Origin of the sequence: Winogradskyella vidalii (assembly GCF_013403955.1) — a bacterium.
GTDB lineage: Bacteria > Bacteroidota > Bacteroidia > Flavobacteriales > Flavobacteriaceae > Winogradskyella > Winogradskyella vidalii.
The window spans coordinates 94616-120084 of the sequence record NZ_JABFDG010000007.1; the positions used below are offsets into that span (position 1 = coordinate 94616).

At 34.1% G+C, this 25469-nt stretch carries 19 protein-coding genes and 1 pseudogene; 14 read left to right on the forward strand and 6 right to left on the reverse strand.

Annotated features, from left to right (window positions below):
* Positions 1–7: 7 nt before the first annotated feature.
* From HM982_RS15145 to HM982_RS15185, 9 genes and pseudogenes are all read left to right on the forward strand, one after another.
* The gene (locus tag HM982_RS15145) at positions 8–2047 is read left to right on the forward strand and encodes a hypothetical protein (protein WP_179354180.1); all 2040 of its coding nucleotides are present in this window, start codon (positions 8–10) and stop codon (positions 2045–2047) included.
* Positions 2048–2058: 11 nt separating this feature from the next.
* Entirely contained in the window at positions 2059–3690 is a 1632-nt protein-coding gene (locus tag HM982_RS15150; RefSeq protein ID WP_179354181.1) for a glycoside hydrolase family 16 protein, read from the forward strand.
* Positions 3691–3811: 121 nt separating this feature from the next.
* Positions 3812–7273, forward strand: a complete 3462-nt coding sequence (locus tag HM982_RS15155) for a hypothetical protein (RefSeq protein ID WP_179354182.1) — start codon at positions 3812–3814, stop codon at positions 7271–7273.
* A 13-nt stretch (positions 7274–7286) separates the two neighbouring features.
* A complete protein-coding gene (locus HM982_RS15160) occupies positions 7287–8576 on the forward strand; it encodes a glycosyl hydrolase family 17 protein (RefSeq protein ID WP_179354183.1) in 1290 nt (429 codons plus the stop codon).
* A 12-nt stretch (positions 8577–8588) separates the two neighbouring features.
* The gene (locus tag HM982_RS15165; protein WP_179354184.1) at positions 8589–9644 is read left to right on the forward strand and encodes a glycoside hydrolase family 2 TIM barrel-domain containing protein; all 1056 of its coding nucleotides are present in this window, start codon (positions 8589–8591) and stop codon (positions 9642–9644) included.
* Positions 9645–9654: 10 nt separating this feature from the next.
* The gene (locus tag HM982_RS15170) at positions 9655–11163 is read left to right on the forward strand and encodes a glycoside hydrolase family 30 protein (RefSeq protein WP_179354185.1); all 1509 of its coding nucleotides are present in this window, start codon (positions 9655–9657) and stop codon (positions 11161–11163) included.
* A 2-nt stretch (positions 11164–11165) separates the two neighbouring features.
* Complete coding sequence (locus HM982_RS15175) at positions 11166–12581, forward strand: MFS transporter (protein WP_179354186.1); 1416 nt, start codon at positions 11166–11168, stop codon at positions 12579–12581.
* A 43-nt stretch (positions 12582–12624) separates the two neighbouring features.
* Positions 12625–12753 (forward strand): annotated as a pseudogene (locus tag HM982_RS18690) (T9SS type A sorting domain-containing protein); the annotation flags it as partial.
* Between the two features lie 74 nt (positions 12754–12827).
* The gene (locus HM982_RS15185) at positions 12828–13832 is read left to right on the forward strand and encodes a LacI family DNA-binding transcriptional regulator (RefSeq protein ID WP_179354187.1); all 1005 of its coding nucleotides are present in this window, start codon (positions 12828–12830) and stop codon (positions 13830–13832) included.
* Between the two features lie 66 nt (positions 13833–13898).
* Here HM982_RS15185 and HM982_RS15190 read toward each other — a convergent pair whose 3' ends face one another.
* Positions 13899–14312 carry a hypothetical protein gene (locus HM982_RS15190; protein ID WP_179354188.1) on the reverse strand — a complete coding sequence of 138 codons (414 nt, stop codon included), beginning with the start codon at positions 14310–14312 and terminating at the stop codon, positions 13899–13901.
* Positions 14313–14528: 216 nt separating this feature from the next.
* On the opposite strand from HM982_RS15190, the gene HM982_RS15195 reads away from it, so the two are divergent.
* Both HM982_RS15195 and HM982_RS15200 read left to right on the forward strand, forming a co-directional pair.
* The gene (locus HM982_RS15195; protein ID WP_179354189.1) at positions 14529–15851 is read left to right on the forward strand and encodes a M20/M25/M40 family metallo-hydrolase; all 1323 of its coding nucleotides are present in this window, start codon (positions 14529–14531) and stop codon (positions 15849–15851) included.
* A 13-nt stretch (positions 15852–15864) separates the two neighbouring features.
* Positions 15865–16491 carry an alpha-ketoglutarate-dependent dioxygenase AlkB family protein gene (locus HM982_RS15200; protein WP_179354190.1) on the forward strand — a complete coding sequence of 209 codons (627 nt, stop codon included), beginning with the start codon at positions 15865–15867 and terminating at the stop codon, positions 16489–16491.
* Here the strand turns inward: HM982_RS15200 and HM982_RS15205 are convergent.
* The gene (locus tag HM982_RS15205; RefSeq protein ID WP_179354191.1) at positions 16469–17707 is read right to left on the reverse strand and encodes a 3-deoxy-D-manno-octulosonic acid transferase; all 1239 of its coding nucleotides are present in this window, start codon (positions 17705–17707) and stop codon (positions 16469–16471) included. The genes HM982_RS15200 and HM982_RS15205 overlap by 23 nt on opposite strands.
* A 232-nt stretch (positions 17708–17939) precedes the next feature.
* Between HM982_RS15205 and HM982_RS15210 the strand changes: the two genes are divergently transcribed.
* From HM982_RS15210 to HM982_RS15220, 3 genes are all read left to right on the forward strand, one after another.
* Entirely contained in the window at positions 17940–19088 is a 1149-nt protein-coding gene (locus HM982_RS15210; protein WP_179354192.1) for a DegT/DnrJ/EryC1/StrS family aminotransferase, read from the forward strand.
* A gap of 67 nt (positions 19089–19155) precedes the next feature.
* A complete protein-coding gene (gene galE / locus HM982_RS15215) occupies positions 19156–20175 on the forward strand; it encodes a UDP-glucose 4-epimerase GalE (protein WP_179354193.1) in 1020 nt (339 codons plus the stop codon).
* A 275-nt stretch (positions 20176–20450) separates the two neighbouring features.
* Complete coding sequence (locus HM982_RS15220) at positions 20451–20642, forward strand: hypothetical protein (RefSeq protein ID WP_179354194.1); 192 nt, start codon at positions 20451–20453, stop codon at positions 20640–20642.
* Here the strand turns inward: HM982_RS15220 and lspA are convergent.
* The 4 genes from lspA to HM982_RS15240 form a co-directional block, all read right to left on the reverse strand.
* Positions 20639–21136: a signal peptidase II gene (lspA, locus tag HM982_RS15225; protein WP_179354195.1), complete on the reverse strand. Its 498-nt coding sequence runs from the start codon at positions 21134–21136 to the stop codon at positions 20639–20641. The two genes, HM982_RS15220 and lspA, sit on opposite strands and share 4 nt — an antisense overlap.
* A 14-nt stretch (positions 21137–21150) precedes the next feature.
* A complete protein-coding gene (gene fabD, locus HM982_RS15230; RefSeq protein ID WP_179354196.1) occupies positions 21151–22044 on the reverse strand; it encodes an ACP S-malonyltransferase in 894 nt (297 codons plus the stop codon).
* A gap of 642 nt (positions 22045–22686) precedes the next feature.
* Positions 22687–23385 carry a LytR/AlgR family response regulator transcription factor gene (locus HM982_RS15235; protein WP_179354197.1) on the reverse strand — a complete coding sequence of 233 codons (699 nt, stop codon included), beginning with the start codon at positions 23383–23385 and terminating at the stop codon, positions 22687–22689.
* Complete coding sequence (locus HM982_RS15240) at positions 23375–25450, reverse strand: tetratricopeptide repeat-containing sensor histidine kinase (protein ID WP_179354198.1); 2076 nt, start codon at positions 25448–25450, stop codon at positions 23375–23377. Before HM982_RS15240 ends, HM982_RS15235 begins: the two co-directional genes overlap by 11 nt.
* Between the last annotated feature and the right edge of the window lie 19 nt (positions 25451–25469).

The window sequence follows — 25469 nt, forward strand, 5'->3', positions numbered from 1 at the left end:
AAGAAGCATGAAAATAATAAAACACACATTAAGATTATGTCTTTTAGTAATGGTTTTTTATGGCTGTACTGAAGATGATGCAAATACAAGCTTTGTAGACCAAATTGATTCACCTACTAACATTTCAGCAAATGTTGTAGTCACTCAAGATAACACAGGCTTAGTAACAATAACACCTCAAGGGGAAGGCGCAACAAGTTATGTTGTAACTTTTGGTGATGGGTCAGAAGATTCTGGAGCTATTCAGCCAGGTAACAGTGCCAGTAATATTTATGAAGAAGGCGCTTACGAGGCGCTTATAATTGCTTATGGTTTAAACGGATTGTCAACCACTATTACATTACCCGTAATAGTGTCTTTTCAAGCACCAGAAAATTTAGAAGTCACAATATCTAATGATGCAGCACTGTCTAAAACGGTTAATGTAGAAGCTTATGCAGATTTTGCGACATTCTATGAGGTCTCATTTGGTGAAGATGAAAACGCAGAACCTGCAATACTTAACAATGATGAAGTCGTTTCCTATACTTATGAAGAAGCAGGTGTATACACTATAACAGTTGTTGCTTTGAGTGCCGCAATTGAAACTATAAGTTATACTGAAGACTTTGAAGTTACTGAAATAGTACAACCATTAAGTTCTGCACCAGGACAACCTTCAAGAGCAGATGCTGATGTAGTATCAATTTTTAGTGGTACTTATACGGATATTGAAGGTGTTGATTTTTATCCAAATTGGGGACAATTAACAGCGTTTAATCTATTTAATTTAGAAGGCGACGAAATGCTTCAATACACCAACCTAAACTATCAAGGTATAGATTTTTCAGGAACACCAATTGATGTATCGCAAATGGAATATTTACATGTTGATATCTGGACAGCAGATGAAAACGAAGCTAAATTATCACCAATAAGTTCTGGGCCAAATGAAACAGCGTATGATCTCGATCTAACAGCGCAACAATGGACGTCATTTGATATTCCATTATCATTTTTTACAGACCAAAACCCATTGGTAGATTTAGCAAGTATTATTCAGCTTAAGCTTGAAAGTGTTCCTGAAGGAGGTGCAATTTTTGTAGATAATATTTATTTCTACAGAGAGAGTGAAGAGCCAGTAGATGGTGTAACACCAATTACTTTCGAAAGTGAATTTGAATTAAGTGGTTTCGATGGCGGAGGAACTTCTGTTGTTGAAAACCCAGATGCCAATGGCAATTCATCAGCTATGGTATTAGAAATGGTTAAAGGTGGTGGTCAGCCATGGGCAGGATCTAAAATAACAATGTTTGAACCATTTAATGTTACTTCCGATATGGTAGTGACAGCAAAAGTATGGTCACCTAGAGTAGGATTAGATCTCTTAATGAAAATGGAAGACGATATGCTTTGGCCAGATACATCAGCAACTGCTGAGATTACGGCTACAACAACAGTTGCTAATCAATGGGAAACCTTAATATTCGATTTTTCTGATGTTGATACTTCTATAAATTGGTACGGTCTTGTTTTAATTATGGACAATGGTACTCAAGGTGACGGATCATCTGATTACACCATTTATGTTGATGATATTTCAACAAATCCGCTATTAGATTTTGAAGTTGACTTTACGCTGAGCAGTTTTGATGGTGGAGGAATTTCTGTTATAGCAAATCCAGATATGAATGGAAATTCTTCTGGTATGGTCGCAGAAATGATTAAAGGTGGCGGTCAAACTTGGGCAGGTTCTAAAATAACAGTACCAGCACCATTTGAAGTAACAAGTAGTTCTACAATGACCATAAAAGTATGGTCGCCAAGAGTAGGCTTAGAATTGCTAGCAAAAATGGAAGATAATACGCCATGGCCAGATGTAGCCAGTACAGCAGAGATTACGGCAACAACAACAGTTGCTAATCAATGGGAAACTTTAACATTCGATTTCTCTGGTACAGATACCACTATAGATTGGAATAACCTAGTGTTGATTATGGATAATGGTACTCAGGGAGATGGGTCTTCTAATTATACCATTTACATTGATGATATAACACTAAATTAAAAATAAAGAATATGAAAAATATAAAATATACTTTAATTAGTTGTCTTAGTATTTTGTTTGTCCTTGTGGGTTGCCAAGAGGATGACGCAGAATTTGGAGAAATAATTTCACCGAGTAATTTGGTGATAACTGCAGACATTGTAGGACAAGATGATGCAAACCCTTATGGAGACGGAAGTGGTATTGTTAATCTTACAGCTGTTGCAGACGATGCCTTAAGCTATAAGTTTGTAGTCAACGAAGCTCAATATAATGCGCCTTCGGGTTCATCTCAGGTTAGTCTTAACCAACAAGGGATACATTCTTATGTTATAAACGCTATTGCTTACGGTACAGGAGGTGTTGCAACGTCAACATCTATTACAATCGAAGTTTGGGCAGATTACGAACCACCTCAAGAACTTATCGACAAATTAGTCGGCGATGGTTCTAACGTTTGGAGAGTGAAATCTGAAGCTCCTGGCCATTTTGGTTTAGGTCCAGTAGGCGGTACAGTTCCTGCGGAATGGTATGGTGCAGGCGCTAACGAAAAAGTTGGTGTTGGTATGTATGATGACCGCTTTATTTTTGGTGAAGATGGCACCTATACGCATATCACAAATAACACAAACGATGATCCAGTGACTGATACTTCAGGAACTATTTTTGGACGTGGTGGACAGGTTGAAGAGTTAGCTTCTGGAGGAACACCAGAAGGTGATGATGTTCAAAATGTGCCTTACAATGATTATACATCGAATTGGGTTTTAATTGCTCCTGGTGATGTAGAAACCATAAGCTTAAGTGGTTTAGGTTTTATAGCGTATTACACAGGTGGTAATCATCAGTATCAGATTTTTGATCGCTCAGTTCCTAATGAATTAATTCTGAAAACAACTGATGGGAATGGAGATTTTGATTGGTGGTTTATATTAACGACAGAAGAAGAAGGTGGAGGAGACAATACTGGTGGTGATCTTGATTTAGTATGGTCTGATGAATTTGATGCAGACGGCGCACCAGATGCTTCTAATTGGACCTATGACCTTGGCGATGGTGGCTGGGGAAATCAAGAACTACAAACCTATACTGACAATGCTGAGAATGTAATTGTAGAAGATGGTATATTGAAAATTACCGCTAAAGCTAATGGTAGCAGCGGGTATACTTCTGCTAGAATTAAATCGGAAGGGCTTCAAGAATTCACCTATGGTAAAGTTGAAATTAGAGCTAAACTACCAGCTGCAGAAGGCACTTGGCCTGCACTTTGGATGTTAGGCGCAAATTACCAAGATGTGGGCTGGCCATTAAGTGGAGAAATAGATATCATGGAACAAACAGGTTGGGATAAAAACACAACCTTAGGAACGTTTCACTGGTTCGATGATGGTACTCAAGAGAATGCAAGCTATGGTGAAACTACCGCTGTAGAAAATGCAGCAACAGATTTTCATTTGTACACCCTTGAGTGGGATGAAGCTGCTTTGACGATTTCATTAGACGATGTGCCCTTTGTAACCTTAACGAATAGTCCTGACTTTCCTTTTAATGAAGACTTCTTCTTTATTATGAATATCGCCATGGGCGGAACTTTGGGAGGAACCATTGATCCAGCATTTACAGAAGCTGTAATGGAGGTGGATTACATTAGAGTATATCAATAAAAAATAGAAACGAATATTTGAGTTAGAGCGTTTTTATAAAAGGTCGAGTTTTTTTGGCTCGACCTTTTATAATCTACGTCGTATTTAATAAAAGCTTACACACAGAAATTTAAACCAACCCATGACTAAAAATCCCATATACATAGGAAATAAATTAGCTTCAAATGATGATTTTGAAGTTAAAGGAGAACTTGTAACACTTCAAAATGAAGCTTATTACAAAATTTCTAATAGCGATAAAATGAGACCATTCTTTATGAGTTTGGTAAGTAACTCTAACCATTGGCTATTTATTTCTAGTAACGGCGCTTTAACTGCCGGAAGAAAAAATGCTAATAATGCGTTATTCCCTTACTATACGGATGATAAGATTACGGAATCATTAGAAACTACAGGGAGCAAAACGATAGTTCAAGTTCATAAAGATGATAAAACATTTTTATGGGAACCATTTTCTAATCGGTATGAAGGGGTTTATACAACACAAAGAAACCTTTACAAAAACAGTTATGGTAATAAAGTACGCTTTGAAGAAATCAATGAAGATTTAGGGTTGACATTTAGGTACCAATGGAGCACTAGTGATCAGTATGGCTTTGTGAGAAAAGCGAATATTATCAATAATTCAAACGCACAGATAGAGGTGACTATTTTAGATGGTATTCAAAATATTCTACCTTATGGTTTAGCTTCAGATTTTCAGAATGCAACTAGTAATTTAATCGATGCCTATAAAAAGTGCGAGTTAGAGGAAGATACAGGAATGGGCATCTTTGCCCTAAGTGCAATCATTGTAGATAGAGCAGAGCCTAGTGAAGCTTTAAAAGCAAATACAGTTTGGTTCTCTGGATTAGAACAGCCAACACACTTAATTTCGTCATTGCAATTAGATAACTTTAGAAACGGCGAGACAATTACCCAAGAAAAAGATATTAGAGCAGAAAAAGGCGCCTATTTTATATCTAAGGATTTAAGTCTAAACCCTAAGTCTGAAAACAGTTGGATGTTTGTCGCTAATGTTAATCAAACCATAAGTGCGATTAATAATATTTCTGAAAAAATAAAAAATAACACCAACCTTGAAGCCCTTATACAACAAGATATTGATGCCGGAACACAAAACCTTCTAGAATTAGTTGGTGCTTCAGATGGGATTCAATTAGGCGATGACCAGTTAAGAAATACAAGGCATTTTGCAAACACACTTTTCAATATTATGAGAGGTGGAATTTTTGATAATGATTACAAAATTGAAAAAGATGATTTTGTAAAATACATGGCTAAAGCTAACGTAGAGATCTCAAAAAGCAAAGAAGATATTTTAGAAGGCTTACCTGAGATTTTCAACCTAGAGTATATTAAAAACATTGCAGATGACGATGCGGATAGCGATTTTAAAAGATTATGCTATGAGTATTTACCATTAAAATTTAGTAGAAGACACGGTGATCCAAGCCGACCTTGGAACAAGTTTTCAATTAACACACGTAGTGAAATAGATGGTTCTAAAATTTTAGATTACGAAGGCAACTGGAGAGATATTTTCCAAAATTGGGAAACATTAGCACATTCTTATCCTGCATTTATGGAAGGTATGATTCATAAATTCTTTAATGCCACAACCTTTGAAGGCTATAACCCTTACCGCGTTACTAAAGATGGTTTTGATTGGGAAGCCATTGAAGAAGATGACCCATGGTCTTATATTGGTTATTGGGGGGATCATCAAATCATTTATTTGCTTAAATTTTTAGAGTTTATAGAGAAGCATTACCCAAGTAAACTGTCGCGTATTTTTACACAAGATTTATTTGTTTACGCAAATGTGCCTTATAAAATTAAGAGCTATCAAGATACCTTAAAGAATCCTAAAGATACGATTGATTTCGATTACAAGTTACATCATAAAATCAATCAAGAAAAAGATAAATTAGGTGCTGACGGCGCTTTATTAAGAGCTGAAAACCATGAAATTTACAAGGTTAATTTAATTGAAAAATTACTTGCAACTGTTTTAGCTAAAGTCTCTAATTTTATTCCAGAAGCTGGTATTTGGTTAAATACACAACGCCCAGAGTGGAATGATGCTAACAATGCTTTAGTCGGTAATGGTGTGTCTATGGTGACTTTATATTACCTCAGACGTTTTATTAACTTCTTTGAAGGGATTGTAGAAAATGCATCAACAGCAGAATACAATCTTTCAGTGGAATTAAAAACGTTTTTTCAAGCAGTAGTTTCAACTTTAGAAGCGAATGAAAGCCTACTCTCAGGAAGCGTTTCTGATACAGCAAGAAAAACCATTTTAGACGGACTTGGTACTGCCGGAAGTAACTACCGATTAAAAATTTATAAAGCCAAATTTACGGGGGATAAGGCATCAATTTCAAAAGCGGATTTATTGGGCTTTTTCAAGGTGTTAAAACATTACTTAGATCATACAATTGTCGCTAATAAGCGTGCAGATAACTTATATCATGCTTATAATTTAATGACGGTTGAAAGTGATTCTGAAATTTCAATTTCCTATTTACCAGAAATGTTAGAAGGACAAGTAGCTGTATTAAGTTCAGGGTATTTAAAGCCAAAAGAAGCGTTGAGTGTATTAGATGGTTTAAAAACTAGTGCCTTATTCAGAGCCGATCAATACAGTTATATTCTATATCCAAATAAGGAATTATCACGTTTTGTAGATAAAAATAATATACCGAAAGCAGCTGTTGAAAAATCAAAATTATTAAAGCAGCTTATTGCAGATAATAATACACAGATTATAGAAAAAGATGCTATAGGACAATTTCATTTTAATGGCAATTTTAATAATGCAGATAGCTTAAAAGCGGCATTAACCAAGTTACCGAAAGAAAAATATAAAGCCCTAATTGAAGCTGAAAAACCATTACTCTTAGCTGTTTTTGAAGACATGTTTGATCACAAATCATTCACGGGACGTTCAGGAACATTTTATGGTTACGAAGGGTTAGGGTCTATTTATTGGCATATGGTTTCTAAATTGTTATTGGCCGTTCAAGAAAACTGTTTGTTAGCGATTAATAAAAAAGAAAGTGAAGAAACTATAGGGCGATTATTAGAACATTACTACGAAATCAACGAAGGTATCGGTGTTCATAAATCACCAAAATTATACGGTGCTTTCCCTACGGATCCTTATTCACACACACCAGGTGGTAAAGGTGCCCAACAACCAGGAATGACAGGTCAAGTGAAAGAAGATATCTTATGTCGATTTGGTGAATTAGGTGTTTTTGTAAAAGAAGGCCAACTATATTTTAACCCAAGGCTCTTAAGGTCTGAAGAGTTTTTAACGGAACCTAAAGAGTTTAGGTATACTAACATCGCTAAAGAGTTAGAAACAATTCAATTACATAAAGGTTCGCTTTGCTTTACCTATTGCCAAGTACCGATAATTTATAAAAAGGAAGAAAGTGATAAGGTAGAAGTTGTATTTAATGATGGCTCTAAATCACAGTTTGAGAATTTAAAGCTTGATGCTCATACCAGTACTAAGATATTTAATCGTACAGGTGAAGTCGTTCAAATTGTGGTTTCAATAAATAAATAATCGAAGGTCCAACATGAAAAATAGTATAAAATCAGCAGTTATTGTTTTTGTAGTGCTACTTGTGTTTTCATGTAACAATACAAAGAAAGAAAATCGAAGTAATGAAACTTTTAACGAAGAAGAAGTTTTAAATGCTGAGCATATACTAGGAAACCCTGAGTATTTGGCAATTTCTTATGGTGGTTATAGAGAAAATGACCGAGACATTCAGCCGACAATTCCGGAGCTTAAGGAAGACATGAAGATTTTGAACGCTATGGGAATTCGGATTCTGAGAACCTATAATGTGCATTACGATCACGCTGAAAATGTATTAAAAGCGATAACCGAATTAAAACAAGAAGATCCTACTTTTGAAATGTATGTGATGCTCGGCATTTGGATAGATTGTAAAAATGCTTTTAGTACAGGTGGTGGAGAACCTAATCATGATGAAGAAAGTGAACGAAATCCTGTTGAGGTTAATACCGCAATTGACTTAGCACAACAATATCCAGATATTGTAAAAATTTTAGCCGTAGGTAATGAAGCTATGGTAAAATGGGCTACCTCGTATTATGTGGAACCTTGGATTATTTTAAAATGGGTCAATCATCTTCAAGGCTTAAAACAAACAGGAGAATTGCCTGAAGATTTATGGATTACAAGCTCAGATGATTATTCGTCTTGGGGAGGTGGAGATGCTATCTACCATACAGAAGATTTAGAAAAATTGGCTAATGCTGTAGATTATATTTCTATGCATACATATCCATTCCATAACTCCCATTACAATTCTGAATTCTGGGAAGTTCCAGAAGATGAAATGCATCTATCGGATAAAGAAAAAATCGATGCCGCTATGATACGTGCCTTCGAGTTTGCAAAAGCACAGTACGATAGTGTTGCAAATTACATGACACATATAGGTGTCAATAAACCTATTCATATTGGTGAAACGGGTTGGGCAACAACGTCTAATGGTCAATACGGTAAAGCAGGATCTAGAGCTACAGATGAATATAAACAAGGCTTATACCATAAGCATTTAAGAGCGTGGACTAACAAAGAAAAAATAGCTTGTTTTTATTTTGAGGCTTTTGATGAACAGTGGAAAGATGCTGCCAATCCTTTAGGTTCAGAAAATCATTTTGGATTAATTAACCTAAACAGTGAAGCAAAATATCCGTTGTGGAACTTGGTTGATAAAGGCATTTTTGAAGGGCTAACTAGAGACGGCAAGCCAATTACCAAAACGTACAATGGAAATCTTGACGCATTAATGAAAGACGTGTTAGTGCCAAAAACAGATTACCCAAAATAAAACACACAATACATGAAAAAACGATTTCTCATACCGCTTGTTTTAATTGCTTTTGTGTCGTGTAAAAATGAAACAAAAAAAGCTGAAGAACCAGTGATTGAACCTGTTTTAGTGAACGATGTTATCTCTATTTCAGAACGCCAATTAATGGTTAATGATGAATTTTATTTAATCAAAGGGATTTGCTATCATCCTGTACCAAAGGGAAGTCCAAACCAAAGAGATTTTAGCACTTTAACCCAAGATTTAGAACTTATGGTTGAGGCAGGTATCAATACCATTAGAGTTTATGCACCAATTACAGAAGAACATGTTCTCGATGAAATTAACGAAGCCGGATTAAAAGTGATTATCGGGTTTGGCTATGACCAAGGTGGCAATTTTGATATCGCTTCAGGATCATTTATAGATTATGTCAATAAATATAAAAACCACAATGCCATTTTAATGTGGGAATTAGGGAATGAATATAATTATCATCCCGAATGGTTTGATGGTGATATTAAAAACTGGTATAAAGCCATGAATGCTGCTGCGGCCGTAATTCATGAAAACGATTCGTCTCATCCTGTAACAACAGCACATGGCGATTTACCAAACGAATTAGCACGCACTATGAGTCCGAATATTGATGTTTGGGGCATGAATGTGTATCGCTCTGTAAGACCAGAAACCATTTTTGAAGAATGGAAAACCGTTAGTAATAAACCGATGTATTTGTCTGAAACAGGTGCAGACAGTTATATGCAAATTGCCAATCAAGGTTATGAGCAAGGGGTTAATGAATTTGCGCAAGCAGATGCCACAACAATCATTTTGAACGCCACTTTTAATGGTCAAGATATTTGTTCTGGAGTCACTTTGTTTTCATTTACAGATGGTTGGTGGAAAGCCGGTAATAACGATGTTCAAGATACAGGTGGAACGGCGCCAAACAGTACAGGAGTCCCTTTTGATGGAAGTCCGAATGAAGAATTTTGGGGCATTGTTGATATTGATAGAAATAAGAAAAAAGTATTTGATGTTGTAAAAGATATCTATACAAGTCATACGAAAACTAAAAATTAAAAATGCAGATATGAAAACATTCGGAAAAAGCATATTGGTACTCTTAATTCTCACCATATTGAGTTGTACGTCAGAAAAAAAAGAAAATAAAAATTTGAAGGTTGAAGTGTATGAAACTTCAGAAAGTGGTAATAAACTAACCCGAATGACTGATTTTTCAAAAGCAGATTCTTCAGCAGTTATTAAAATTTTACCCGAACAAAAGTTTCAAACAGTAACCGGATTTGGAGGGTCGTTTACGGAGTCTTCAGCCTATTTATTAAATCGATTGAGTGAAAAAAATCGTGATACCATTCTTCAGGCTTATTTTGCAGAAGAAGGCGCACGCTATTCCTTGACAAGAACACATATTGCGTCTTGTGATTTTTCTCTCAACAATTACACTTACGCACCTGTTGCAGATGATATGGAATTAGAACATTTCAACATTGATGAGGATCGTGACGATTTAATACCAATGATTAAAGATGCTATGGCAATTTCGCAAGATGGTTTTGAAATCATCGCATCACCTTGGACCTCTCCGCCATGGATGAAGGACAATAAAGCTTACGTAGGTGGAAAATTACTGCCAGAATATAACGATGTATTTGCGCTTTATTTTTCTAAATACTTAGAAGCTTATAAAGCTGAAGGCATTGATGTTTGGGGTTTAACACCAGTTAATGAGCCACATGGCAATGGAAATAATTGGGAAAGTATGCATTTTACACCCGAAGAGGAAACCGATTTTGTTCAAAATCATTTAGGCCCAAAGTTAGAAGCTGATGGCTATGGAGACGTTAATATTCTTGGTTACGATCAAAACCGAGCGGGTTTAGGGGAATGGGTAGATGCCATGTTTAAAGATGAAGCGTCTTCTAAATATTTTGCAGGTACAGCAATTCATTGGTACGAGAGTACATATGATCATTTTCCAGAAGAGTTGCAATATGCACATGAAAAAGCACCAGACAAGTACTTAATAGAAACTGAAGGATGTATCGATTCAGAAGTTCCTGCATGGCAAGATGATGCTTGGTATTGGAAAAAAGAAGCTACGGATTGGGGTTATGATTGGCGTGAAGATGATAAGAAATACTTGCACCCAAAATATGCACCTGTTAACCGCTACGCAAGAGATATTATTGGCTGCCTAAATAATTGGGTAGATGGTTGGGTAGATTGGAATATGGTTTTAGACCGTCAAGGTGGGCCAAACTGGTTCGAAAATTGGTGTGTGGCTCCAGTAATTGTTGACCCTGATGCTGATGAGGTTTACTTTACGCCATTATATTACACCATGGCACATTTTAGTAAATATATAAGACCAGGTGCTGAGGTTATTGGAGTAGAAAACTCAGATGATTCTATTTTAGTCACTGCAGCCCAAAACTCAGATGGTTCTATTGCTGTTGTATTGTTTAATGAGGGTAAAGTTGAAAAACACTTTGATTTAAGCCTGAACAATCAAACAGTAGCGGTTAAAATAAATGGCCAAGCGATACAAACAATTATGATTCCATCTAAAACAGAATAACTATGGCTACAAGAACCAATAAAGTGCCTTTAGGGCAAAAAGTTGCTTTTGGAGTAGGCATGCTTGCTAATCAAATGTTTCCTGCTGTTATTGGTATATTCATTGTTGTTTTGGTAAAAGATTTGGGCTTCCCAGGTTGGATGTGGGGCATTATATCTTTAGTGCCACGACTTTTTGATGCAATTACAGATCCAATTATGGGTTATATTTCAGATAATACAAAATCGCGTTGGGGACGACGACGACAATATGTTTTTATTGGCGCACTCATTATGGGTATTGCATTTATGGTGATGTGGCAATTGTATAGAGATAATCCATTAGATTATAACTTTATATATTTCTTGTTGTGGTCATTTGTATTTTACTTGGGCTTAACCATTTTTAGTGTGCCTTATGTGGCCATGGGTTATGAAATGAGTGATGATTTTCACGAGCGCACCAGTATAATGGCTATAGCACAATGGATTGGGCAATGGGCTTGGGTCATTGCACCTTGGTTTTGGGTGATTATGTATGATCCTGAATGGTACGTGACTGCTGATGTAGCGGTAAGAGAATTGGCCGTTTGGGTTGGCGTTATATTCGCTATTTGTGCTATGATACCTGCTATTTTTATTAAAAGTAGGTCTACCGTTAATGAAAATTATTCGCCACTTACCTTAAAAAATATTGGAGGTAGTTTAAAAGAAATTGGAGATAATTTTGTGGAGGCTTTCAAATCAAAGCCCTTTAAAAAACTTTGTTTTGCTACGTTTTTTGTGTACAATGCCTTTAATACGGTAGCAAGTTTTACGTTTTTTATTATTGTTTATTACCTTTTTAAAGGCGATGCTGCTGCGGCAGGGGTTTGGCCTACACTATTTGGAAGTGTAGGTGCTTTAGTAACCATATTTTTGGTAATTCCTATCGTTGCTAAAATCTCTAAACTATTAGGAAAGAAAAAAGCCTTTATGGTCTCGCAAGGGATTTCTATAATTGGATATGTTATGCTGTGGTTTTTGTTTATTCCAGGAAAACCCTATCTCTTTTTATTCGCTTTACCTTTTTTCTCTTTTGGAATAGGAGGCCTTTTTACACTTATGATGTCTATGACTGCCGATGTAATTGATCTCGATGAATTAAATACAGGTAAACGACGTGAAGGTGTTTTTGGATCCATTTATTGGTGGATGGTAAAGTTTGGTTTTGGAATTGCTGGCGGATTAAGTGGTGCAATTTTATCGATAGTCGGATTTGATTCTGCGGTTAATGTGCAATCAGAAAGTGCATTAATCGGGTTGCGGATTTTCTTTTCAGGATTACCTATTTTAGGAACATTAGCCGCTATGTGGATAATGAATGATTATGATATTGATGAAAAACGTGCAGGTGAAATTCGTGAAGCATTAGATAAGCGAAAGACAGAAGAGGTCTAACTATAGGATAATAGCTATATAGGTTCTTGGTTTATTAGGAAAGCAATTACTAAATCGATCACTAAACACTTTAGAGGTTATGATTGATGCTTCAAAATTAAACGAAGGGGTGTATATTGCTAAAGTTTCAATACATAATGGCAATAAAATTAATAAACTTATTAAAAACTAGTTTAAATTTTTTTTAATAGCAATTAAAGAGCGTATATTTTGCGCTCTTTTTGTTTTAAATAAACAACTGTAAAAATGACAACACTCAAAGAATTAGCTGCCCTTTTAAATATTTCTGTTTCTACCGTTTCTAAAGCGTTAAACGATAGTCATGAAATTAGTGAAAATACAAGAGTTCGTGTTAAGGAATTAGCAACGAAATTAAACTATAAACCCAATCGGATAGCGCAGCAACTTAAAACAAATAAATCTAAAACTATTGGAGTTATTTTGCCAACAGTTACCAACCCATTTTTTGCCGAAGTATTGCATGGTATTGAAATGGCAGCAACAAATAGTGATTACGACATTATAGTTTGTCTTTCTAATGAAACTTTGCACAAAGAAAAACGAAGTTTAGAGTTGTTGTCTAATGGTAGTGTTGATGGGTTTATTATGGCTGTAGCAAGAGAAAGTCAAGTAAAAAAGAATACGGACCATATTAAGGCAACAATTGAAAGTAAACTTCCTGTCCTAATGTTTGATCGTGTTGTTAATTCAATTGAATGTAATAAAGTAATTGTAGATGATTTTCAGTCGGTATACGATGCTACCGAACATTTAATAGTTAAAGAACAACGTAAAAATATTCTATTGGTAAGTAATATTGAAGAGCTTAGTGTTGGTAAATTGAGAATTCAGGGCTATACCAAAGCCTTAGAAGATTATAATTTAAAACCAGAAATTTTAAAATTAGATCATGCCGTTGATTTTGATGTTGAGAAAAAAATATGTGACTATCTAAAGGCGAATAGATCAATTGATGCTATTTTGTCTATTGATCATGTTACAGGAATTGTAGCCATTAATATGGCTAAGAAATTAGGGATAGATATTCCTAAGAAACTGTCTATTGTTGGTTTTGGTTATGAGCACACACAATTATTATCAAGTCCAAGAATTTCAATTATCCATCAGAAAGCACATAAGATAGGTGAAATGTCAGCCCAACTACTAATTGATAATATTAATAACGAAGATTTAAAACCGCGAACAATAGTGGTGCCTAGCGAGCTTAAGCTGAGTGATTCTGTTAAGTAGTTTAAATTTTAAACATAAAAAAAGCCTGATGAAAATCAGGCTTTTTTTATGTTTATGAATAGTATCTTACAATCCATTAACTTTACCTGCAGCTTCGTTTACAGCATCAGTTCCTGCTTTTTTAGCATCATCAACAGCGTCTTTACCAGCTTCAATAGCACTGTCTCCAGTCGCTTTTGCTTTGTCAACAGCATCATTAGTAGCTTCTTCTAATTCATCAGCCATATCTTCAGCTTTATCTTCAATACTATCAACAGCTTCTTCTGTAGCAGCTTCAGCATCTTCTAATGCTTCGCTAGAAGTTTCGGCAGCATCTTCTAAAGCATCGTCCATAGTTTCAACGGCTTCGTCAATTGATTCTCCAGCATCATCCATTGCGCCTTCAATTTTATCTTCAGTTTTTTCCTTTGTATCTCTACAAGATGTAAATGATAATCCTAATACAGCAACTAGTGCTAAACTTAATACAACTCTTTTCATTTTAATAGTTTTAGTGTTAATTTTAGTTAATATACGAATTTAATAATTTGAAATAAATTTTAACTTTTTATTTGGTTTTTTTGACGTAAATATGAATTATATACGTTTCAGTTTGTTGATTTGGATGTTGTTTAGGCCTTTTTTTTGACTTCTAATACTTTTATTGTTCTAATGAAATTATATTTACTAAAGTAATTCCTTCAAAATAGATAAGATATGGCATCACCAAAATCTAATTATAAGACACTTTTTTTGTTTACAGTTCTTTGTTTTTCAATTTTAAGCTATTCTCAAAACAATAAGTCAGAGAAAAATATTATAAAAGCGGTTGATAAACATACGCATAGCGCTATAGCTTTAATTAAGAAAACGGTAAATATCAATAGTGGCACTATGAATTTTGAAGGTGTAAAAGAAATCGGAAGTTTGTTTAAAAATGAATTAGATAAATTAGGCTTTAAAACCGAATTAACAAATGGTGATGCTTACGGAAGAGCCGGACATTTAATAGCAACAAGACAAGGGAAAAAAGGTCCTAAGGTTTTATTAATTGGTCACTTGGATACCGTATTTGAATTGGATAGTCCTTTTCAAGAATACACCATGATTAACGACTCTATAATGAAAGGGCCTGGAGTTGCTGATATGAAAGGGGGTAACGCTATTATAATTTTAGCCATGCAAGCTTTAGAAGATGTCGGACTCTTAGATGAGCTTTCTATAGAAATTGTAATGACTGGTGATGAAGAAAAAAGTGGTCGTCCTTTAAACTTATCTAAAAAGGACTTAATTGATGCAGCCAAACGAGCAGATATTGCTTTAGGTTTTGAAAATGGAGATAATAATCCAAAAACCATTGTGGTATCTCGAAGAGGGTCTACCGACTGGAAACTGAAAGTAACCGGAAATTCTGCGCATTCTTCTCAGGTTTTTACAGAAGCAATTGGCACAGGTGCCATCTATGAAACGTCGAGAATTTTAAATGAATTTTACAAGCAACTTGCCAATGAAAAAGACCTTACGTTTAATCCCGGATTTATTATTGGAGGAACTAATTTACAGGAAAATGAAGATGGCACAGGAGGAAACGCCTCTGGAAAAACAAATGTGGTGTCGCAAGAAACAGTTGTTCGTGGTGATTTACGTGCCGTTTCTTTAGAGCAATTGAAAAAAGCTAAAGCAACGATGACAAAAATTGTTTCAGAAAATTATCCGAAAACCAACGCGGAATTAAGGTTTTCTGATGGTGCATATCCGCCATTAACCAAAACAGAAGGTAATGTAATACTATTAGGGTATTATAATATGGTAAGCGAAGATTTAGGTTTTGGATCTGTTACGGCTGTAAATCCTAGAAATGCAGGTGCCGCAGATATTTCATTTACGTCAGAATATGTGGATATGGCAATCGATGGATTAGGACTTACAGGTGGAGGTGATGATCATACCATTAATGAAACAGGAAATCTAAATACCGTAGCAACACAAGCAAAAATTACAGCAGTTTTAATGTACCGTTTGGTGAATTCGAAAATGTAAAAAAATTAATACAATGGACTTATTTAATTCAGAAATAGCATCTAACCTTTTACCGTTTGATGGTGAAGTAAGTTATTACGGTTCCATAATGTCTATTGAAAAAGCACAAGATTATTATGATAAATTGCTTCGTAATATCAATTGGGAGAATGATAAGGCCATCATCTTTGGAAAACTGATTATTACCAAACGTAAAGTAGCTTGGTATGGCGATCAACCTTTCGATTATACCTATTCTAAAACGACCAAGTCGGCTTTACCTTGGAACAAAGAGCTGTTAGAACTCAAAGAAATGGTAGAACAGAAAACAGGTGAAACTTTTAACTCGTGTTTACTCAACTTATATCATAATGGAGAAGAAGGCATGGCTTGGCATAGTGATGGTGAAAAGGATTTAAAGAAGAATGGCGCCATAGGGTCGTTAAGTTTTGGTGCGGAACGTAAATTCTTGTTTAAACATAAAGTGACCAAGCAAAATGTAGCCGTTCATTTAGAAAAAGGAAGTTTATTAGTGATGAAAGGCGTAACACAAACCCATTGGTTACATCGCTTACCACCGACAAAAAAAGTAAAAACACCAAGGATAAATTTAACTTTCAGAACCATAGATTTAAAATCTAAAGATTCAAATAATTCATAATTTTAAGCACTGCTCCTGTGTTAGAATCGATATAGGATTTGGTAATATCACCTTGTTTTTTTCGTGAATTAGCATCTGTAATTAAAGTGTTTAAAGTTGCGTTAAATAAAGAAGCGCTTGAAACACTTGTAACACCTCCTAATTCAATTAAAGTCTTTGCTTCAGGAAACTTTTCGTAGTTTTTTCCAATTAAAATAGGGATTCCAAAAACAGCAGGTTCTAAAATATTATGTAATCCTGTTGTACCAGCACCACCGCCAACATAGGCAATATCGGCGTAACTATAGACTTTACTTAAATAACCAATAGTATCTAATATAAACACGTTATAATCGGCTAAATTTTCGTTTTCATTTAACTCTGAATAACAAATCGTTTTTACGTTTAATTGTGATTTCAACGAAGCCACATAGCTCGATTTAATATTATGTGGTGCAATGATAAACTTTAAATTTGGGTGTTTATGAGAATTGATAAAATCCATGTATAACTTATCATCTTCTGGCCAAGAGCTTCCAAAAACCACACACAGATTGTCGTTTTTAAAAGCTTCAATAAAAGAAACTGAATTATCTGTTTTAAGTTGATTAGAAACCCGATCAAATCGTGTATCTCCTGAAACGGAAACAGAATTGTAATTTATCTGTTGAAGTAATGCTTTAGAGTTTTCCTCTTGTGTAAAAATATGTTGGAAACCAAATAAAGCAGATTTCATATAACCGCCATACCATTTAAAAAAAGCTTGATTTTTTCTAAAGACAGCCGAAATTAAAATGGCATTTAAATCACGTTTTTTTATTTCATGTAAAAAGTTAGGCCATATTTCATATTTCACAAATAAGATATAATCTGGATTCACTAAATCTAAAAAGCGTTTGGCATTTGCAGGCGTATCTAGTGGAAGGTAAACAACAACATCTGCTATCTCAGTGTTTTTTCTAACCTCATAACCCGAAGGTGAAAAAAAAGATATTACCACTTTGTAATTGGGATGCTTTGCTTTTAAAGCTTGAAAAACAGGTAAGCCTTGTTCGTATTCGCCCAAAGAAGCACAATGAAACCAAAAGGTTCTATCTTTTGATTTAACCACATGTTTAAGCTTTGAAAATGTAGATTTTCTTCCAATAACGCCTTGTTTCAATTTAGAATTGAATAACGCTACAATTTTAATAATAAAACTTGCCAAGTAAATTCCTATGGAATAGAGTCTTTTCAAAAAACAAAGATTTATGCTAAAATACACTTCTTTCAATTAATGGCATTGTATTAAATAGTTCAATTTTTAGGGGGGTAAAAATCCGTGTTTTAAAATGTTTTAGGGTTAACGGCGTTATCTAAAAAGAAATATTAAAACACAAGTTAAGTTCATTGCTATAGCGCTCACAATTTCGTATTTTCGCTTAGAGCTTTTAGCTTGTTTATTTACACATTAAAATGTAGTCTTTAGAATGAAAAAAATACAGATGGTTGACTTACAAAGTCAGTATGCCAAAATTAAAGATATAGTAGATCCTTCGATTCAAGAAGTTATGGATAGTGCCGCTTTTATCAACGGCCCAAAAGTGCATCAGTTTCAAAAAAATCTTGAAGATTATTTAGGGGTTAAGCACGTTATTCCTTGTGCCAATGGCACAGATGCGTTACAAATTACTATGATGGGCTTAGGTTTACAACCCGGAGACGAGGTGATTACAGCCGATTTTACCTTTGCAGCAACCGTTGAGGTGATTGCTTTATTGCAATTAACGCCTGTTTTGGTAGATGTAGATCCGGTAACTTTTAATATTGATGTTGAGGCAATAAAAAATGCAATCACACCAAAAACAAAAGCTATAATACCTGTTCATTTATTTGGTTTACCAGCAGAAATGGATGCCATTATGGCGTTAGCAGAAGAACATAATTTATATGTTATTGAAGATAATGCACAGGCTATCGGCGCGAGCTATACACACAAAGATGGTAGTAAAACTAAAACAGGTGCTATAGGTCATGTAGCTTCTACGTCTTTTTTCCCTTCTAAAAATTTAGGCTGTTATGGCGATGGCGGTGCTATTTTTACAAACGATGATGACTTAGCCCATACTATTAGAGGTATTGTAAATCATGGTATGTATGAACGCTATCACCATGATGTCGTTGGTGTAAATTCACGTTTAGATGCTATACAGGCTGCAGTTTTAGATGCAAAATTACCGCACTTAGATACTTATAATAAGGCGAGACGTAATGCAGCAAGAAAATATAATGAAGCCTTTAAAAATCATCCGAATATCGTGACTCCTACTGGTTTAGAGCAAGATGATAATGATGATGCACACGTGTTTCATCAATATACCCTAAATCTTAAGGGTGTTGATCGTGATGCTTTGGTAGCCCATTTACAAGCTAACAACATTCCATGTGGCGTTTATTATCCAATTCCATTACATTTACAAAAGGCTTACCAAGATGAGCGTTATAATGAAGATGATTTTACGGTAACTAATCAGTTGATTAAATCGGTTATTTCACTTCCTATGCACACAGAGTTAGATGATGAACAAATTGAATTTATCACAAGCACAGTCTTAAACTTTATAAATAGTAATAAATAATATTCTTTATTTTTGAGACGTTAAGTTTAGCACACGTTTTAAATCAACTAAAAACAAAGTATTATATATGAAAATTTTAGTAACAGGAGGTCTTGGCTTTATTGGTTCTCATACCGTTGTAGAATTACAAAATGAAGGTTTTGAAGTCGTTATTATAGATGACTTATCTAACTCTACAATCGAAGTTTTAGACGGAATAACTGCGATTACCAATAAAAAACCACTGTTTGAAGAGTTAGACTTAAAAGTAAAGCCAAACGTTCAAGATTTTTTTAAACGTCATCATGATATTGTTGGTGTCATTCATTTTGCGGCAAATAAAGCGGTTGGAGAAAGTGTTGCTGAGCCATTGATGTATTATGAAAATAATATTTCGACCTTGGTTTATATTCTTCAAGAATTAAAAAAATTAAATAAGAAAAACTTTATTTTTAGTTCATCGTGCACGGTTTATGGTCAAGCAGATGAATTACCTATTACTGAAAATGCTCCTGTTAAACCTGCAGAATCGCCTTATGGAAACACCAAGCAGATTGGTGAAGAAATTATTAGAGACACTTGTAGAGTAAATGGCGATATTAAAGCTATTGCCTTACGTTATTTTAACCCGATTGGTGCGCACCCTTCAGCAGAAATAGGCGAGTTACCAATAGGTGTGCCTCAGAATTTAGTACCTTATATTACACAAACTGGTATTGGTATGCGTGAGCAATTATCGGTGTTTGGTGGTGACTATCCAACTTCCGATGGAACTTGTGTACGCGACTATATTCATGTGGTTGATTTAGCAAAAGCACATGTTGTGGCATTGCAACGTTTATTAGAGGGGAAAAATGATTCTAATTTTGAATTTTTCAACCTCGGAACAGGAACAGGAAGCACTGTTTTAGAAGCCGTACAGTCTTTTGAGCGTGTTTCAGGCCAATCGTTAAACTATAAAATTGTAAATCGTAGAGAAGGGGATGTTACAGCAGCATATGCTGAAACATCTAAAGCTAATAATGTGCTAGGCTGGAAAACAGAACTAACGCTAAACGATGCTATGGCTTCTGCTTGGAAATGGGAGCAAAAAATTAGAAGCAAATAAGCTTTAAGCGCTTTAATTTATTTTTTGAAATAAAGTTTTTAGCTTTCTTAATATTATAAAAATCGGCTGTGTTTATTAAATACAGTCGATTTTTTATTGAAATTTAACTTATTGAATGTGTAAATTAAGGTCGTTAATGTTGCGAATATACTAGCTTTTGCTCAAGCTAACATCGAATACGATAATATAAAATATTGTTAATCAGGTTTTAACATTGATTTCTTGGAGTTGACTACTAATATTCGTTATTTTGTAGGGAATGATAATTGAATAACATGAAACTGATTAGTATTAAACGAGAGACCAAAACTGAAGGTCGCTTCACAAAAAAAATGGGTGTATTACAAACAAATGTCACCTACATTAAAAAACGATTTTTAAGTATTCCTTACAAAACGCTTCACAAGTACCGTGAAACGTATTATGGTGAAGTTAAAGATTGTGATGATTGTCGCTTGGCGCGTTAAGCCGAAACCTTTTCTTTTTTCTTACTGTTAAATACACCACTGAATAATAACATTATCATTCCAGCGGTAACAGACATATCAGCAACATTAAAGATGCCTGTTTTAAATACACCACCTAAATCTATAAAAAAGAAGTCTGTAACTTGACCAAATACAATACGGTCAAAAACATTGGCAATACCTCCACCTACAATACAACAAAAAGCAATAAGACTTAAGCGGTCTAATTCTTTGGTTTTAATGATGTAGTAAATTACATAACCTAAGACTAGGGTTGGTAATATAAGTAAGAATATCAATCTTAACGTGGGGTCCATATCACTTCCCATACCTAGAAAAGCACCTTTATTTTCTACCCATATTAATTGAAAATAATCTCCAATAACATCAATCTGTTTTCTAAAAGTTAGTGTGTTCCTAACAATGACTTTAGAAATTTGGTCAATAGCAATGTTAAAAATAATAAGTAGTACAATAAATAAGTTTCTATTCAAACCAGATAGGGATTTTAAGCATTAGTTTCAAAAGTGGCCGAAGCAGTTTCTGCGCCTCTATGAATTTTCTTTACTAAACCTTGCAATACTTTGCCAGGACCAACTTCTGTAAAATGTGCTGCGCCGTCAGCAACCATTTGTTGTACAGATTGGGTCCAACGCACAGGAGCAGTTAACTGCGAAATTAAATTAGCTTTGATTTCGTTTTCATCTGTAATTGCAGAAGCAGTTACATTTTGGTATATCGGGCAGTAAGGTTTACTAAATGTTGTATTTTCAATAGCTGCAGCTAATTCTTCGCGAGCAGGCTCCATTAATGGTGAGTGAAAAGCACCACCAACAGGTAATACTAAAGCACGTCTAGCTCCAGCATCTTTTAGGGACTCACAAGCTTTATTAATCGCCTCAACCTCACCAGATATTACTAATTGGCCAGGGCAGTTATAATTTGCAGCAACCACCACACCTTCGGTTGAAGCACAAACTTTTTCAACAAGCTCATCTTCTAAACCTAAAACAGCAGCCATTGTACTTGGCTGTAATTCACAGGCTTTTTGCATGGCCTGAGCACGTTGCGAGACTAATTTTAATCCGTCTTCAAATGTTAAAGCTCCTGCAGCAACTAAAGCAGAGAATTCACCAAGGGAATGACCAGCAACCATATCGGGTTGAAAACTATCTCCAAGTGTTTTAGCTAAAATTACGGAATGTAAAAAGATGGCCGGTTGGGTAACCTTCGTTTCTTTTAAGTCTTCAGCAGAGCCTTCAAACATGATATCTGTAATGGCAAAACCTAATATTTTATTAGCTTTTTCAAATAATTCTTGTGCTAAAGGTGATTTTTCGTAAAGGTCTAATCCCATTCCTGAGAATTGTGCGCCTTGACCTGGAAATATATATGCGTTCATTTGATATTAAATTTGATACGCGAAAATAATAATAATTTATTTAAACCGCTTGTATATATACCGTATTCAATACTATAATTTATTGCTTTTTATGGTGCTTATAATTGAATTTTAACAAGAATAAGGATGCTTTATATAAAGCATCCTTAAAACTAACCCCTTAATTAATTTTATTCTTGTTTTGAATGTTATGCGTGTACGTTAAGAAATTTTAGAATGTACATGCAAAGACTTAATTTTTTTGATAGCTTTTAATTGCCCTTTTTTGAGAGCTTAAGGATTTTGCTTTAATAGGGTTTGTATTCTAAAGTTTATTATTTTAAATGCATATATAATTATAAAAATATATGTTATAGCTTTTACATTACTAATCGGATACTAACCTAATAGATTAAGTTGTGCCAGAATTATAATTTGCACAGTAATAAGTGTTACCGATGAGGCAATTAGTATACCAATTAAAATAGATTTTTTTTTCATGATAAGTAGGTTCTTAGTTCTATACAATAGTAGCGTATAATTTAAAGTCGAAAAAAAAAATGTCGTGAAGTACCGAGTTTTGTCCGTAAATAATTAAAGTTTAATAGTGATAAGTAATCCGTGTTATGGCTTTCTAATAAAATTTACGATGCGATTCTATGCTTAAAGAGAGTTATATCTTTTTTTAAAAGTTTCTCTATAGGTATTAGATATTGGTATTTTTTGGTTATTAATATGAATAAGCGTTCCCTTTACGCTATCAATATTGTCAATTTTAACCGCGTAAGACCTATGAACACGGCATACACCTTCAATCTTGTTTTTTTTAATAAAAGTGTCAATGCTATCTCTTTTTAAATATTTTTTTGTGCTGGTATGGATTTCTATATACTTATCTGAAGATTCAATATAAAGTAAATCATTCGTTTTAACTTTATGTAATTCATGACCAATTTTGATTGTAAAATAGGAATTGTTTTTAAGGTGTCGATCGATTACAATATTCAAAGTAGAATAAATACTAGCTTCGTTGAATGGTTTTAGTAAATAGCCATCAGGAATTAATTTTGAAGCTTCCTTAACCGTAGAGGCATCAGCAAAGGAGGTGAGAAATATAAAAGGAATGTTTAAATGGTCATTGATGTATTGTGCAATTTCAAAACCTTGATTTCTACCATGCATATTTATGTCTAATATAGCAATATCAGGGCGTTCTGTTTTTAATGCTGCTATAGCGCTTTCAGCATTAAATGCTATTGCTGTAACTTCATAATCTAAATCTTCTAAAATACTATTCAATTGCTCTGAGATGAATACATCATCATCTGCAATTAAAACTTTTATTTTTTTGTTATCTCGCATTAAAAGTGATTTTTATAGCAAAACCATTGGAATTACAAATGGTTGTTTTTCCAAGTAATTGTCTAGTGGCTATTGAGTAGATTAACTTTAATCCAAAAGATTTTGTGGTTGTTATATCTATTGTTTTTGGTAAACCGATACCGTTATCAGCGTAGTCAAATTGTATGGTGTCATCCTTTTTTGAAATACTAATTTTTACTTCTTTCGTCTTGGTTTTAGGCCAAGCATATTTGATGCTATTTGTAATCAATTCATGCAATATAAACCCTAAAGCTTGCGCCTGTTCTACATCTACCCATAGATTGTTGCCTTGCACGGTAAAATTATCATTTTCTAATTGAATAGGGGACAGTAATAAATGCATGATATTATTAAAATATTCTACTATGTCAATCTGCCTATAATTCCCTTTTTGATACATTTTTTGATGTGCTAATTGCATAGCATCGATTCTCGTTTTACTATCAATTAAGGCTTCCTTAGCAATCTTATTTTCTGTGTTTTTAGATTTCAAATACAATAAAGAGGCGACTATTTGCATATTGTTTTTTACGCGATGGTGCACTTCTTTTAATAAGATTTCTTTGTCGTTTAAAGCCTCTTCAATGGTTTTGTTTTTTTGAGAAAGTACTGCTGCAACTTTCTTTTTTTGGTTGTAAAAATATGTAATGCATAAAACGATGAGTAGAAGGATTATAATACTAGAAATAGCAGTGTAGATTTTTAATTTATTACGTTCTTCTTTCTGATCATAGTTAAATTGAAGTAATTTAATTTCATTGACTTTATTGATGCTATCTGCTATAGATTTTTGTTGATAAACGTCTTTAATTTCAAGACGAATAATGTTTCTAATGCCTTCTTCACTTCTAATTTTGTTGCTATAGCTATTAAATTCTTTATAGTAAGCTATAGCTTTAGCTAAATCTCCTTGATTTTCATAAGCTCTACCAAGGCCTAAACTTGCTAATTTTAGAGTGTTAATATGGTTTGTGATTTTAGCAATATTGTACGCTTTTTGGTAGTATGTAAAACTTTCTTTTTTTTGATTTAAGACTTGGTAGGTTTCTGCGGCAATAATATAAGCTTTATCTAAATCTTCTTTGATTTTTAGACTTTCAAATTGTGTGATAGCTAGTGTAATATTATTTTTAGCTTCTTTAATTTGGTTTTTCTGTAAATTAATATGGGCTAAATTGGCTCTTACTTTTGCCTCTAGTATAGTAGCTTTACTAGTTATGGCTATATGTAAAGCTTCCTTATAATTAATTTCTGCCTTTTCTAAGTTTTTAAGTTCTTGATGTAATTCTCCTAATTTTTTTAGTGAATTAATAAGTCTATTATTGTTGGTTAATTTTTTTGCGTATGCTATGGCTTTTAGATAGTTTTTTTCAGCAGTCTGGTATTCTTTAATGGTAATATTTACATCACCAAGACTTTCATAAATTGAGGCCTTATATCCAACATAATTATGGTCTATGCAAAAATTTAAAACTTCTTCAAAAGTTTCTAAACTTAGTCTATAATGCCCTTGCGCCTCATATATTTCTCCAATATTAATTTTGGACCTAGCGTATTCTACATTTATACCGTGTTTATTTGCAATTTCTAGACTTTTAAAATGGTAGTCTAAAGCTAGTGACGTGTTTCCTATACTATTATTTAAGTTGCCTAAGTCACCATAAATTTTTGCAACTCCAGAATAAATCTTGTGTTGTATAGAGAAATCTAAACCTTCTATTAACGTGATTTTAGCATTCTCAATTTGACCTAACATCAAATAAGAATGTCCTAAAAAATGATAAGCTTGAGATGTTCGTTTATAATGCTTACTCGTCTTTGCTAATTTTAAATACTCAGCGCTATACTTTAGGCCTTGATTAAAATCTAAATAAACTGTTTTCCAACAACAATAACTAAAAGCTTTGAGCCTAACATCCATTGGTTTAGTAACGTTGGAGGCAACGTAATAAGCAGAATCTATGGCTTGCTGCTTCTGTGCGTCTACCTGAGAAACTCCTTTAATTGTAATAAACAACGCTATTAGTAAATAGATGTATTTCATTTTATAAACGTGCTTTTTT